General features: G+C 66.9%; 15 protein-coding genes, 1 tRNA gene and 1 other RNA gene. 5 read left to right on the plus strand and 12 right to left on the minus strand.

Going from position 1 to position 12991, the window contains the following annotated elements:
• From BLR19_RS11280 to BLR19_RS11315, 8 genes are all read right to left on the minus strand, one after another.
• Positions 1–549, minus strand: a 549-nt coding sequence (locus BLR19_RS11280) for a hypothetical protein (RefSeq protein ID WP_091750986.1), incomplete at its 3' end; no start/stop codon positions are given.
• A 255-nt stretch (positions 550–804) separates the two neighbouring features.
• The gene (locus BLR19_RS11285) at positions 805–1371 is read right to left on the minus strand and encodes a hypothetical protein (protein WP_143007371.1); all 567 of its coding nucleotides are present in this window, start codon (positions 1369–1371) and stop codon (positions 805–807) included.
• A gap of 420 nt (positions 1372–1791) precedes the next feature.
• A tRNA-Gly gene (locus tag BLR19_RS11290) sits at positions 1792–1866 on the minus strand.
• 81 nt (positions 1867–1947) lie between these two features.
• On the minus strand, positions 1948–2910 hold the full coding sequence (locus tag BLR19_RS11295; RefSeq protein ID WP_091750992.1) for a TraB/GumN family protein: 963 nt from the start codon (positions 2908–2910) through the stop codon (positions 1948–1950).
• A gap of 44 nt (positions 2911–2954) precedes the next feature.
• Positions 2955–3605 (minus strand): hypothetical protein, encoded by a 651-nt coding sequence (locus tag BLR19_RS11300; RefSeq protein ID WP_091750995.1) that lies wholly within the window; start codon positions 3603–3605, stop codon positions 2955–2957.
• Complete coding sequence (locus BLR19_RS11305; protein WP_091750998.1) at positions 3602–3808, minus strand: helix-turn-helix transcriptional regulator; 207 nt, start codon at positions 3806–3808, stop codon at positions 3602–3604. Before BLR19_RS11305 ends, BLR19_RS11300 begins: the two co-directional genes overlap by 4 nt.
• Positions 3809–3811: 3 nt before the next feature.
• A complete protein-coding gene (locus tag BLR19_RS11310) occupies positions 3812–4270 on the minus strand; it encodes a hypothetical protein (RefSeq protein WP_091751001.1) in 459 nt (152 codons plus the stop codon).
• A gap of 85 nt (positions 4271–4355) precedes the next feature.
• A complete protein-coding gene (locus BLR19_RS11315) occupies positions 4356–5573 on the minus strand; it encodes a DNA recombination protein RmuC (RefSeq protein WP_091751004.1) in 1218 nt (405 codons plus the stop codon).
• A gap of 120 nt (positions 5574–5693) precedes the next feature.
• On the opposite strand from BLR19_RS11315, the gene BLR19_RS11320 reads away from it, so the two are divergent.
• Positions 5694–6056: a hypothetical protein gene (locus BLR19_RS11320; RefSeq protein ID WP_091751007.1), complete on the plus strand. Its 363-nt coding sequence runs from the start codon at positions 5694–5696 to the stop codon at positions 6054–6056.
• Between the two features lie 5 nt (positions 6057–6061).
• Here the strand turns inward: BLR19_RS11320 and recR are convergent, their stop codons facing one another.
• Together recR and BLR19_RS11330 are read right to left on the minus strand one after the other, a co-directional pair.
• Positions 6062–6664: a recombination mediator RecR gene (gene recR, locus BLR19_RS11325; protein WP_091751010.1), complete on the minus strand. Its 603-nt coding sequence runs from the start codon at positions 6662–6664 to the stop codon at positions 6062–6064.
• On the minus strand, positions 6664–6993 hold the full coding sequence (locus tag BLR19_RS11330) for a YbaB/EbfC family nucleoid-associated protein (RefSeq protein ID WP_045809572.1): 330 nt from the start codon (positions 6991–6993) through the stop codon (positions 6664–6666). The genes recR and BLR19_RS11330 overlap by 1 nt, the downstream gene beginning before the upstream one ends.
• Before the next feature lie 156 nt (positions 6994–7149).
• Here BLR19_RS11330 and BLR19_RS11335 point away from each other — a divergent pair, with 156 nt between their 5' ends.
• Positions 7150–7764 (plus strand): malonic semialdehyde reductase, encoded by a 615-nt coding sequence (locus tag BLR19_RS11335; RefSeq protein ID WP_091751013.1) that lies wholly within the window; start codon positions 7150–7152, stop codon positions 7762–7764.
• A gap of 72 nt (positions 7765–7836) precedes the next feature.
• Here the strand turns inward: BLR19_RS11335 and BLR19_RS11340 are convergent, their stop codons facing one another.
• Entirely contained in the window at positions 7837–8571 is a 735-nt protein-coding gene (locus BLR19_RS11340) for a c-type cytochrome (RefSeq protein ID WP_091751016.1), read from the minus strand.
• 142 nt (positions 8572–8713) lie between these two features.
• Between BLR19_RS11340 and BLR19_RS11345 the strand changes: the two genes are divergently transcribed.
• A complete protein-coding gene (locus BLR19_RS11345) occupies positions 8714–9436 on the plus strand; it encodes a 3-deoxy-manno-octulosonate cytidylyltransferase (RefSeq protein WP_091751019.1) in 723 nt (240 codons plus the stop codon).
• 293 nt (positions 9437–9729) lie between these two features.
• Here BLR19_RS11345 and nudC read toward each other — a convergent pair whose 3' ends face one another.
• Positions 9730–10650: an NAD(+) diphosphatase gene (nudC, locus tag BLR19_RS11350; protein WP_091751022.1), complete on the minus strand. Its 921-nt coding sequence runs from the start codon at positions 10648–10650 to the stop codon at positions 9730–9732.
• A gap of 47 nt (positions 10651–10697) precedes the next feature.
• Here nudC and ffs point away from each other — a divergent pair.
• Positions 10698–10793: signal recognition particle sRNA small type (gene ffs, locus BLR19_RS11355), an RNA gene on the plus strand.
• A 253-nt stretch (positions 10794–11046) separates the two neighbouring features.
• Positions 11047–12900, plus strand: a complete 1854-nt coding sequence (locus BLR19_RS11360; protein WP_091751025.1) for a DNA polymerase III subunit gamma/tau — start codon at positions 11047–11049, stop codon at positions 12898–12900.
• Positions 12901–12991 lie beyond the last annotated feature (91 nt).

Here is a 12991-nt window from a genome sequence, read left to right on the forward strand (position 1 = left end):
GTCGTAACCGGCGCCCGAGTTGTTCACCAGGCCGCGGATGTCGTTCTTGGACACGGTGACGGTGTTCGAGGTGTTGCAGCCGGCCAGGTTGGTGTCGATGGTGACGTTGGCCGGAGCGGTCATGTCAAAGGCATTGGCCGGACCGGTGTCGTCCGAGGCGTAGATGCCGATGGTGCCGAAGTCGATCGTGGTCGAGGCGTTGCCGGTATAGTAGGCGCAGTCCGTCGACACAGCGCCCTTCAGGGTGAAGGTCGCGCCGTCGTTGTTCGACGCCGTGCCATTGTTCGCAGCCGAGCTGCCCGAGATGGTGATCAGCGACACATTGCTGTTGACGCTAGGGTTCAGCGCATCGGCGATACCCACGATGGTCGTGTTGTTGCTGGTGCCCGTGAATGAAACGCCAGGAATGGTGCCGAACGGCGTCGAGATCGGGGGCGTAATCTGAACGGTGCCCGTAACGGAGCCCTGGTAGACGGTGCCGGCCATGGCGGGAGCGGCGGTCAGAGCCAGCGCGGCGGCGCCGGCCATCAGGGAAGCGAACTTCTTCATTTCAGTCTCTCCAAGCGAATGATTTCGCGAAAAATAGTCGATCGAGGCGGCAGTCCCTCCCCGTCCGATCTCGTCCAGTTAATCTTCCATTAACAAACGGTCAACAATAAAAAACGCCGTTAGCTACGATTTTCAGTGTATTCGCGTGGCGCGCGAAATCTTCGTTTTGCTCAAGAAAAGCACAAATTCGCCTGCTTCTTCTTGAAGCAAGCGCCGAGTCTATTCCGTATGTGCTATTAACTTGAACTTAATCGTTCAGACGCGAGGCGTTACCGTCACCGTCAGGGTTTCAGTATATTGACCTGCCAGAAGACCTGCTCCGGCCGGTTGCCTCGTGCGGAACTCGATCTTGCCGCCGCCGGCGGCGATGCCGTCCCCGCTGCTCAGCATTCCCATATGGTCGGCGCTGCTAAAGCTAGCCTGCAACGTGCGCGGTTCGGGCCGAAGCGTCGGAACGGTCAAGGTGACATCATAGGGCAGCACGCCCGCGAAGGGTCCTTCGCCCTGCGGCTTGCTGACGTGGGCCAGACCACCCCGCGCCGAGGTCACGCCCAGATCGAATGGCACGTTGCAGTTCAGACCGAAGAGCGCGGTGGCGCGCTCGCCCCCCGTCAGCTCGCCGAAGTCGATGTCGCCCCCGCCCTGGATCTCGCAGCGCGGGACGATGCGGCCGGTGACGGTGACATTCAGCGTCTTGCCCACGCCGAGGTTGTCGGTGACAGGCTTCGCCAGCGCAGGCGACGCAATGGCGGTGACGATCAGCGCAACGGCGACGCTTAAGCGACGGACCGACGCACGCAACGGCCTTGACGAATTTTGCATTGCCCCAATCCCGTTTCCGTCCCCAGGACGGCCCGTCACCCCGACGGTTCGCCCCACCCCTTCCAAAAGCCGTGCCACTCCGAATCGAGACGTTCGGCGACGGGCAGGCTTTGGTTAACAATCAGTTAACGGTGGCCGCTTTACGCCTAAGAGCAGCGGTATGCAATGCGTTTGCTGAACGGCGTTGTGCGTCAGGCCGCCGCAAGCGCGTGGCGTTCGGCGAACTTCGTCATCGTGTTCAGCGCGGCTCGGGCGACGATGCCAAGCAGGGTGTTTCGGCGATGATCACGCGCGTCCCTAGCGTCCTATCGTGGGACAACCACTGCTAGCGCACTGTGTCACAATGGCACACCAAATAGAGTGGCCGCGGGCGATGGCGCCGCTTCGTGGCCCACGCGGCAACGCGTCAAGGATCGGGACTGGAGCGGGTGAGGGGAATCGAACCCCTGACATTCAGCTTGGGAAGCTGACGTTCTACCTCTGAACTACACCCGCACAGAAAAACGCCGAAGCGGCGTCAGCGCGCTCCGGCGTTGATTGTCTTAGCCGCCGCAGCGGCCGCGCTCAAGGCAGAGGTTATTGCGCCGCTTCGACGGTGACCCCGCGCTTTTGCAGGATGGCCTGGACGCTGTCGTCGCCGGTCAGGTGGGCGGCGCCGACGGCGATGAAGGCGGTGCCGGAGCCTTCGAGCAGGGTCTGGATCTGGTTGGCCCAGTCGGTATTCCGATCGACCAGAACGGCCTGATACAGCGCCGGCGAGGCCTCCTTCATTTCCGTGATCGTGACGCGGTCCAGCGTTGCGACGTCGCCCCGGGCCCAGGCCTCGACCATTTCATCCAGTTTTGTGGCGGCGTTCTCGTAGTCCTTCAGCGTCTCGCGCAGGAAGACCAGCTGCACGTCATCGGGCAGGCCGGCCAGGATGCCGACCTGCTTGTCGATGGTCTCAAAGCCGTGGATCGGCTTGCCCGCCGCCTCGGCGCGCGCCTTCAGCACCAGTTCGACGCCGGACTTGGGATCGTAGCCGGCCTTGATCAGCGGCGCGACCGACAGGCTGAGCGCCGCCAGCCAGGGTTTCATCGGCTGAAGCTGGGCGGCGGAGGCGCCCATGGCCTGGGCGGCCGCATCCAGTTCGGCGTTTTCTTCCGGCGTCAGGCGGCTGGACAGGGGCGTCTCGGGCGACAGACCGTGCTGCTGGATCAGCGGCATGATGGCGGCCTGGTCATCCGGATTGCTGATCTCGAACCAGATGTCCGAGGCGCTGTCGAAGGCGGCCTCGACGCGGGGGCTGGCCCAGCCGGTCGTGGGGCGCAGCACGTGGACCGAGCCGAACAGATACAGCGTCGAGTCCGCATCCTTGACCACCCACAGGGCGGGACCTTCGCCCTGGATCGGCGCAGGGGCGGCCGGCGCGGCGGTCTGGGCCAAGGCGTCGGCTGGAACGCCCGCGATGGCGACGAACAGGGCCAGGCCGCCGGCGACGCCCACGGCGCCGCGCGCCAGGCTGGAAACGGACGACAGAAGGCGATCGGTGAAGGTCATGAGAGGTCTCGTTGTTATTCAAAGGGAAGGAGAAAAAGGACGGATCAGGCCAGGCCGCGACGCAGGCTGATCCACACGGAGCAGCCCAGATAGAGCGCCATCAGGACGACGTAGATGTCCCACGCCGTGATGGCGGGTGCAGCGCCCAGACGTTCGGCGGCGGCCCAAAGGAACAGGACCAGCTGACCCGCGAACAAGGTGACGGCCGCCGCCTCGATCACCGCCCGACGCAACAGCTCGTCGGCCTGGCGATAGACGCGCACATTCATCACCGCGTGAAGCACCAGCAGAAGGCCGATGGCGCCTAGGCCGAGCACAGGATTTACGCCCGCCAGGCTGAAGACGACCGGCAGGGTCAGGATGACGCCGGAAAAGCCCATGACCAGCGCCTGAAACCGGGCCAGAGCCGTCTCATCCGGCGAGGCGGGACCGTCCAGATTATACATCCGGCCGAGGCGGTCGGCGTTCAGGCTGACATGCAGCGCCCACAGCGATCCCGCGACCAGGGCCAGACCGACCAGCATCGCCAGGCCATCCGACCAACGCAAGTCCATGTCGCTCGGCCCGAATCCGCCCGGTGCGGTCCTGGCCAGCCAAGCGCCGACGCCGTAACCGATCACCCCGAAGACGGCGCCGAAAACAAAGGCGCGAACCCAGCGCGGCCAGGATGCGGGAGAGAGGGTGGAGGGCTTCATTTCGTCGGCTCCTGATCGTCCGAGAAGATGGATTCGATGGGTTGGCCGAAGACGCCGGCGATCTTGAAGGCCAGCGGCAGGGAGGGGTCGTAACGGCCGGTCTCCAGCGCGTTCACGGTCTGGCGCGACACGCCCAGATGTTCGGCCAGCTGCGCCTGGCTCCAGTCGCGCTCGGCGCGCAGGACCTTGAGACGATTGTTCATGGCTCAGCCCCGCATCCGCGCCAGCCACCACCAAACCCAGACGACGGTGTAGCCGATCAGCATGGGAGCGATCATCAAGGCGGCGCCGGCGGACACATAGTCGATGGGCGCACCGCCCGAGCCGATCTCACGCGCGATGATGTCGCGCCACGGCCCGGCCGAGGACAGGATCAGGCCGACGCCGCTGACGCACATGCCCGCCGTGCCGCCCCAGTACCAGGCCGCCTTGTGCGCCTCCTTCGCGGCCTCGTCGATCACGCGCATCCATTCGGCCCCGATCCACAGGGCGCCGGCCATGATGGCGGCGGCGAAGACAGCGGTCACGATCAGTTCGCCCATCTCGGGCGCGATCCATCCCGAACTGGAGGCGTAGCCGACCGCGATGCCGCCGAGGAAGGCGAACAGCAGGCCGCCGCCGAACGTGATCACCGTCGCCTTGATTACCGGCCGCCACTTGCGCATCAGTCAACACCCCTTGTCCTATTGACAAGCTACATTGACATTCCCGCTCGGGCGCTGTCAAGCGCCCTTTCCACACCGAGACTTTTTATTCGACCTTGGCGGCGGCGATCAGTTCGGGACGGGCGATGGCGCGGGGCGCGGTTTCGACCGGCGTCAGATCCGGCAAGGCCTTGCCCTCGTGATCGACCTGCAGATCCTCGAACCGGCGCGCGGAGACCATGACCTGGCTCTCGAGCGAGCCGACGAACTGATTGTACTTGCCGACGGCCGTATCCAGAGCCCGTCCGACGGCTGAGGCATGGCCGCCCATGACCGATAGCCGCTTGTAGAGTTCGCGGCCCAGGGCGGCGACCTTGTCGGCATTGGCCGCCTGCTCTTCCGCGCGCCAGCCATAGGCGACGGCCTTGCACAGGGCGAACAGAGTCGAAGGGGTGACGATGACGACGCGCGAGGCCATCGCCTGGGTCATCAGGTCCGGTTCATGGTCCAGAGCCGTGACCAGGAACGCATCGCCGGGCACGAACAGGACGACGAAATCGGGGCTGGGCTTGAACTGGTCCTGATAGGCCTTGGACGACAGTTGGCGGACATGGGTCTTCAGGCTGGCGGCGGTGCGCAGGCCGACCGAGCGGGCGCGCGCCTCCTCATCGCCCTCGCCGTCGTCGAAGGCCAGCGGGACCTTGGCGTCGATCACGAACATGCCGCCGCCGGGCAGGCGGACAATAAAGTCGGGTCGGTTCTGGCGGCCCTCGTCGTCGGCGCTGGAGGTCTGTTCGGTGAAGTCGAACCGCCCCGCCATGCCGGCGGCCTCCAGAACGTTGCGACAGGTCTGCTCGCCCCAGCGGCCGCGACGGCCCGTATTGCCGCGCAGGGCCTCGGTCAGCTTGCGCGCCTCGTCGCGCGTGGCGGACGAGGCCGTCATCAGCTGGGCCAGCTGTTCACGCAGTCCCCCGGTCTCCTCGGAGCGCGTCTTCTCAAGCGCGGCGACATGCTCCTGGAATTTGGTCAGGGTGTCGGCGACGGGTTTCAGCTGGGCGGCCATCCGCTCGCGCGCCAGCTGGTCCTGGGCGCGGAAGGTCTCGGTCGCGCGACTGACCATCTGATCCGCCACGACCTGGGCCGACTGCGCCGCCTGGGCCTTGAGCAGTTCGCCCATGGTCACACGGCTTTCCTCGACCAGATCGATGCGGGCCTCGGCCGCCGCAAGCGCGCCGCTCGTCCTTTGCCAGCCCATATAGGCCCATAGAAAACCACCCCCGAAGGCGGCGGCCAGGACAGCGAGGATCGGCACAAGCATGTTCATGCTCCGTTCCTAACGGGAGTCGCCTTCGATGAGAAGCGGGGCCCTTCCGGCGCCGCTTGTCCGGAACGTCGCCGTTGCGATGACGTTGGTGTCTCAGCCATTTGCACGAAGGACCCGCCCATGACCCCGGAAAAGCCCCACCGACACGACACCGCCGCCGATGCGGTGCACGACGGCCGGCCGGTCGACGCCGAACTGGTGCGCAGCGGCCGTAAGAACCCGCGCATCGCCGTCATCCTGGCGGTTTCGACCCTCGCCGCTGCGGTGCTGCTGTTGGGACTGTGGTTCGTGACCAACGGCGCTTTCAACGCCAAGAACGCTGAGACGGGGCCGCAAGCCGCCGCCGCCGAGACCCAGGCTTTCGCGGGCGACAGCCAGACGCCGCCCGCCGCCGACGCGCCAACGGATTCGACGGGCCGCGCCGTCGCCACACCGACTGGCGAAGCGCCGAACGTCAACGCCCCGACGGTTCCTTCGAACTAACTCTGTCAGGCCGGGCGGCGGGCGCGAAGGGCCTGGACGATGGTGCCGTCGTCCAGCCAGTCCAGTTCGCCGCCGACCGGCACACCGCGCGCCAGCGAGGTGATCTCCACATCCGGCCCGGCGATCCGCTCAGCGACATAGTGGGCGGTCGTCTGGCCATCGACCGTGGCCGGCAGGGCCAGCACGACCTCGCGCACGCCCCCGCCCCTGACGCGCCCAACCAGTTCGGTGACCCGCAGATGCTCGGGTCCGACGCCGTCCAGAGCGGACAGCAGTCCGCCCAGCACATGATATTTTCCGCGAAAGGCGCCGGATCGCTCCATCGCCCACAGGGCGCCGGCCTCCTCGACCACGCAGATCAGGCCATTGTCACGCGATCCGTCCGAACAGATGGCGCAGGGGTCGCGCGTATCTGGCGCGCCGCAAACCGAGCACGACACGACCTTTTCCGCCGTCTCGGCCAGCGACGCCGCCAACGGGACTAGCAACTGCTCGCGCCGCTTCAATAGAGCCAGCGCCGCACGCCGCGCCGAGCGCGGGCCCAGACCCGGCAGTTTGGCGAGAAGGGAGATCAGCCGTTCGATCTCCGGCCCGGCGGAGGCGGCCATCAGAACAGTTTCGGCATTCCGGGAATGTTCATCCCGGCCATGGGGCCTGCGGCCTCGCGCATCAGGGCGTTGTTCTGCTCATCCAGCTTGCGCTTGGCGTCGGCATGGGCGGCGACGATCAGATCGGCCAGGATCTCGCCCTCGCCCGGGCTCAGCAGACTGTCGTCGATCTTGATGGCCGTAATCTCGCCAGGGCCCTTGAGGGACACCGACACGAGGCCGCCGCCGGAAGAACCCTCAGCGATCGTTTCGGCCATCCTGGCCTGGGCGTCCTGCAGCTTTTGCTGCATCGCCTGGGCCTGCTGCATCAGTTGGGTCAGATCTTTCATGCCCTCTAGATAGGGCGAACAAAGCCCGGGCGACAGAGGGGTTGTGCTCGGTGCGTGATATCGAAACCCTGTCTTTTGGGATTGGCGCTTGCGGCTGTTGCAAAACACCCTAATTAGCACCCGTAATCGTTGCTATTTAAGTCAGGAACGCATCTCATGGCCTATGACGCTACTCATGAACGCGACGTCCCGATTTCGGACGCCGCCCTGTCGCAACTGTTCACCGAGGCGCGCACGCGCAACGGCTGGACCGACCGCCCCGTCGCGCCGGAACTGCTGCGCAAGCTGTATGACCTGACCAAGTTCGGGCCCACGGCGGTCAACGGATCGCCCGCCCGCTTCGTCTTCATCACCTCACCCGAGGCCAAGGCCCGCCTGATCCCGCTGATGAGCGAAGGCAATCGCGACAAGACGCAGCAGGCCCCGGTGACGGTGATCGTCGGTCAAGACATGGACTTCCACGACCATCTCGACGCCCTGTTCCCCCACGCGCCGGGCGCCAAGGCCTGGTTCACAGACGAGGCCGGCCGGCGCGAGACCGCCTTCCGCAACGCCTCGCTGCAGGGCGGCTATCTGACCATCGCCGCCCGCGCCCTGGGCTTGGATGTCGGGCCGATGTCCGGTTTCGACGCCGCCGGCGTGAAGGCCGAGTTCTTCCCCGACAGCAATGTCGAGCCGAACTATATCCTCAACCTCGGCTATGGCTCGGACGAGAACCTGTTTGCGCGCTCGCCGCGCCTGTCGTTCGACGAGGCCGCGCAGATCCTCTGAGCCGAGCGCTCAGCCCGAAACGAAGAAGGGCGGCCCGTCGGGCCGCCCTTTTGTCGTTCATCGCCGGAACGATCAGGTGTTGGGCGGCGCAGACGCCGTCGCGGCGGGCGGGGCCGCCGGGGTCGCCTGAGACGCGGCGGGCGCGCCGGCGGACGGGGTGGTTCCGGTCGCTTCGGTCGCGGCGGCGCCTTCGGTCACCGGAGCCTCGCCCGTCGCAGGCGCGCCGGCGGCCGGCGCAGCCGCGCCAGGCTGACGGGTGGGATCCGGCGCCGGGATGGCGAAGCCGCCCGAGCCCTGCGTGCGCAGCCAGGCGATCAGATTAATGCGCGTCTGGGTGTCGCGGATGCCGGCGAAGGACATCTTGGTGCCGGGCACATATTTGGCCGGGGCCGTGATGAAGCTGTTGATCTGGTCATAGCCCCAGGTCGGCGCCTCGGCCTTGTGCTTGGCCATGGCGTCGGAATAGGCGAAGCCCGGACGGTGCATGACCGGTCCGCCGACCACGCCCCACAGGTTCGGACCGATCTTGTCGGCGCCGCCCTGGTGCGCGTCATGGCAGGCCTGGCAACGTGCAAAGGCGGCCTCGCCGGCAGCCAGATCGGCGGTCGGCAGCACCGTGCCCCAGTCGGGCGCCAGTTCGGCGGCTTCACCGCCGGCGGCCTCTTCGGGCGCATCGACGAAATAGCCCATCTTTTCGGGGGCTTCCGAATGATAGACGAGGCCCGAGGCCTGCTGGACGACCAGGATGACGAACGCCGTCCCCAGAGCCGCGCCGAAAATCTTGTTCCACTTAAGATCGCCGCTCATACGCCTGGTCGTTTCCCTCTGCCGGCCGGGCCCCTCGAAAACACGCCCCGGACATAATCTTGCTTTGGCGTCTCTGGCACGGTAGCGCCGCCTTCGCAACCGGCCCAACGCGCGACGGGCCAGACAGGCGTCAGGGAAGTCGATGAATCCGTTGATAATGATACCGGCTCGCATGGCCGCGACCCGTCTGCCGAACAAGCCGTTGGCCCTGATCGGCGACACGCCGATGATCGTACGCGCCTATCGCCAGGCCGAGGCCTCGGGCCTGCCGGTCGTGGTCGCCGCCGGCGATCCCGAGATCGTCGAGGCGGTGGAAGCCGCAGGCGGCCGCGCCGTCCTGACCGACCCGGCCCTTCCGTCGGGCTCGGACCGCATTCGCGCCGCCGTGGACGCCATCGACCCCGAGGGCGATTTCGACGCCGTCATCAACGTTCAGGGCGACATGCCCTTCGCCAGCCCCGGTCTGGCCGTCGCCTGCGCCGCCATTCTGCACGGCGAGCCGACCTGCGACATCGCCACCCTGGTCGCCGCCGAGGCCGACGGGTCGGACCGGACCAATCCCGACGTGGTCAAGGCGGTGCTGGCCCTGGGCGAAGGCGAACGCCAGGCGCGCGCCCTCTATTTCACGCGCTCGACCCTGTACGGCGACGCCCCCGTCTGGCGCCATATCGGCGTCTATGGCTATCGCCGCGAGGCGCTGAACCGCTTCTGCGCCGCACCGCCGTCGCCGCTGGAAAAACGCGAGAAGCTGGAACAGCTGCGCGCCCTGGAGATGGGCCTGCAGATCTGGGCCGCCGTCATCGACGAAGCCCCCCTGTCCGTCGACAATCCGGCGGACCTGGAGGCGGCGCGGGCGCTGGTCTGACGCCGGAATTGCACCCGGCGAAAACGGTGCAATGGCGTGCAATTTCGGCGGATAGAACTGTTTTCATTCAGGAATAGTTTGCGCCGAATAGCACCTGTGCAGTTTCGTCTGCGACGCTGGTCGCGCGACGATGTCAAAGACCCGTCGGCATCATAGGCCGGGCCGGGACCCTGTATGGCGAACGGTCGATGCGAAGCCGTAAACCCCTGAAACGACGCCGATTCTTTCTCTGGGTTACGATGGAAAGTCATTGAATGCCCTGCCTCTCCGTTGCGGGAAGGGTGAGGCAGTCGTCAGGCCTCCTCGACCCAGGCCTGGATCAGGCTGTGGGCGATGGCGAAGGGCGGCGGGGCCTGAACGCTGGCGTGCTCGCCCGCCAGCACGGCGCGCGCCTCGGCCCGCGTCAGCCAGGCGACGGCTTCCAGCTCGGTCTGGTCCGGTTGCGCCTGATCGTCCGACACCTCTGCGATTAGGCCGATCATCAGTTGCGACGGGAAGGGCCAGGGCTGGCTGGAGTGATAGGCTGTGGCGATCACGGTCAGGCCGGCCTCTTCCTTCACCTCCCGGGCGCAGGCCTCCTCGATGGATTCGCCGGGTTCCAGGAACCCGGCCAGGGCCGACATTCGTCCGGCAGGCCAAGCCGCCTGCCGGCCAAGCAGGCAGATGGGCTCGGCCCCGCCTTTATAGACCGGCAGCATGATGGTGACCGGATCGACGCGTGGGAAATGTTCGGTCCCGCAGGCCGGGCAAATCCGCTTCCAGCCGCCCGACGCCGTCTCGCTCAGCGTGCCGCAGTTGGCGCAAAAGCCGTGTTTGCGGCGCCAGTCGAACAGGCTCTTGGCCCCGCCGGCCATGGCCGCATCCGCCGCCGGCAGGATCGCCGCCGCCGCACGCATCTCCTGAAAGGCGCCCAGCCCGGCCAGCGGCCCTTCGGTCGGATCGATGGAGCCTTCGAACTCGATGGCGAAGACGGGCTCGTCGTTCCACAGGCCCAGAAACGCCTCGCGATCCCGCACGAGGGTGCGCGCATGACGCATCTGCAGCCACGCCAGCCTCGGCCCCTCGCCCGTCTCCTCGATCAGCGGCCGTCCTTCCCAGAGCACCAGGGCCTGGGCGTAGGGTTTGGCGGCCTGCTCGGCCAGCCAGTCGGGATCATTCCTCAGGTCCCCGGCCCGATCGAGCGGATTGCCGGCGAAGGTGTTCTGATGGGCCATGCGGGTTTGTAGCTCTTGATTCCAACCGCCGCACCCGTCATATCTCCGCTTGGAGATCGCGGGCGAAGGTTTCGCCAATTTGGTCAGGGCCGGAAGGCAGCAGCCACAACGAATTCCCCTTCGGGTCGCGGTCTCTACTTCCTCTTTTTTGCGCTACCGCTCGCCGCACGGCGGCGCGCTGCTTGAGCGCGTTGGTGCGTCACGTCTCCTCCCCACCTGTGGGGAGGGGGACCGCGAAGCGGTGGAGGGGCTCTTGGAATCCCACAGACGCCGGAATGCGGTAAAAACCCCTCCGTCACGACGCGACGACGCGCCGCGCCACTCCCCGCAAAGCAGGGAGGCGACTCGGTGAGAATCGCTTCTTCCCGCCCCTCAGCCGCTGTAAGACGTCTTTCCATGACGGACAGCGACACGAATCTCGACGGCCCGCCCTGGGAAGAGGACGACGTCGCCCCGCGCGACGAAAACACCGACGACATGTTCGGCGCGCCCGCTGCAGCGCCCGAGCCGGTCGCTGCGCCAGCCGCCGCCCCCGTCGCCAAGCCCGCCCCTGCCGAACTCGCGGCTCACGTCGATGACGGCGCCGCCTATCAGGTGCTGGCGCGCAAATATCGGCCGCGCACCTTCGAGGACCTGATCGGGCAGGAGGCGATGGTGCGCACCCTGACCAACGCCTTCGCCACGGGCCGGATCGCCCACGCCTTCATGCTGACGGGCGTGCGCGGCGTCGGCAAGACGACGACCGCCCGTCTTCTGGCCCGCGCCCTGAACAACGAAACCGACGTCATCGACAAGCCGTCGCTGACCCTGACCGCCCACGGCCGGCACGACGCCGCCATCATGGCCGGCCAGCATATGGACGTGATGGAGATGGACGCGGCGTCGCACACCGGCGTCAACGACATCCGCGACATTCTGGAAAGCGTCCGCTATGCGCCCGTCGAGGCGCGCTACAAGGTCTATGTGCTGGACGAGGTCCACATGCTGTCGACGCAGGCGTTCAACGCCCTGCTGAAGACGCTGGAAGAGCCGCCGCCCCACGCCAAATTTATCTTCGCAACCACCGAGATCCGCAAGGTGCCGGTGACGATCCTGAGCCGCTGCCAGCGCTTCGACCTGCGTCGGGTCGAGCCGGAAATCCTGGTCGAGCATCTGGGCCGGATCGCCGACCGAGAAGGCATGAAGATCGAGACCGACGCCCTGGCTCTGATCTCGCGCGCGGCCGAGGGGTCGGTGCGCGACGGCCTGTCGCTGCTGGACCAGGCCCTGGTCCAGGCCGAGCGGGGCGAGACGGTCAAGACCGAGACCGTGCGCGACATGCTGGGCCTGGCCGACCGGACCCAGACCATCGCCCTGTTCGAAAGCGTCATGGCCGGCCGCACGCCCGAGGCGCTGGAGAGTTTCCGCACTCTTTATGGCTTCGGCGCCGATCCGGTGCAGGTGACCAACGACCTGTTGGAACATTGCCACGCCGCCTCGGTCGCCAAGATGCTGGGTCCGAACGCGACCCGACTGCCCAATGATCAGGCGCAGAAGCTGGCGGCCTTGGGCGCGGCCATTCCGGCGGCGACCCTGTCGCGCACCTGGCAGATGCTGCTGAAGGCGCTGGACGAGGTGCGGCGCGCGCCCAATCCGGCCGATGCGGTGGAAATGGCCATCGTGCGCCTGGCCTACGCCGCCGACCTGCCGGGACCGGAGGAGGCGCTGAAGCGGCTGCAGTCCGGTGAACCGATGGGGGGCGGCTCCGCCCCGCGTGGTGGCGGTGGCGGTGGTGGAAGCGGCGGCGGAACTTCGGCGCAGCTGGCCGCGCGGCCGGTCATGGCGCCTGCCCTGCCCGATCCGCAGACCTTCGAACAGGTCGTCGCCCTGATCGGCGAGAAGCGCGAGGTCGGACTTCAGATGGATGTGGAGCGGTATGTGAAGCCGGTCTCGTTCAAGCCCGGCGCCATCGTCTATGAAAGCGTCCAGGGCGCGCCCATCGAACTGGCGCGCAAGCTGTCGGCCCGCCTGCGCGAATGGACCGGCCGCACCTGGCTGATCGCCGCCAACGGCCAGGGCGGGGCCGAGACGGTCATCGAGATCCAGAAAAAGGCGCGCGCCGCCGAACGGGCCGAGGTTGAGGCCAACCCCTTCGTCCAGGCGGTGCTCCAGGCCTTCCCCGGCGCCAAGCTGGGCGAGATCAAGACCATCGCCCCGACCGTGGTCACCCCAGAAATCCCCGACGTGGTCGAGGACGACGATGAGGATTAGGCCAGAGACGCTGATAATCGTTGCGGCGAGTTCGGCTTTACTCGCTTGCGGGGATGCCGGGGAACACACCAAGAGCTACTCAACGCCCAGC

It is taken from the genome of Brevundimonas sp. 374 (genome assembly GCF_900102995.1).
Classification (GTDB): Bacteria; Pseudomonadota; Alphaproteobacteria; order Caulobacterales; family Caulobacteraceae; genus Brevundimonas; species Brevundimonas vesicularis_C.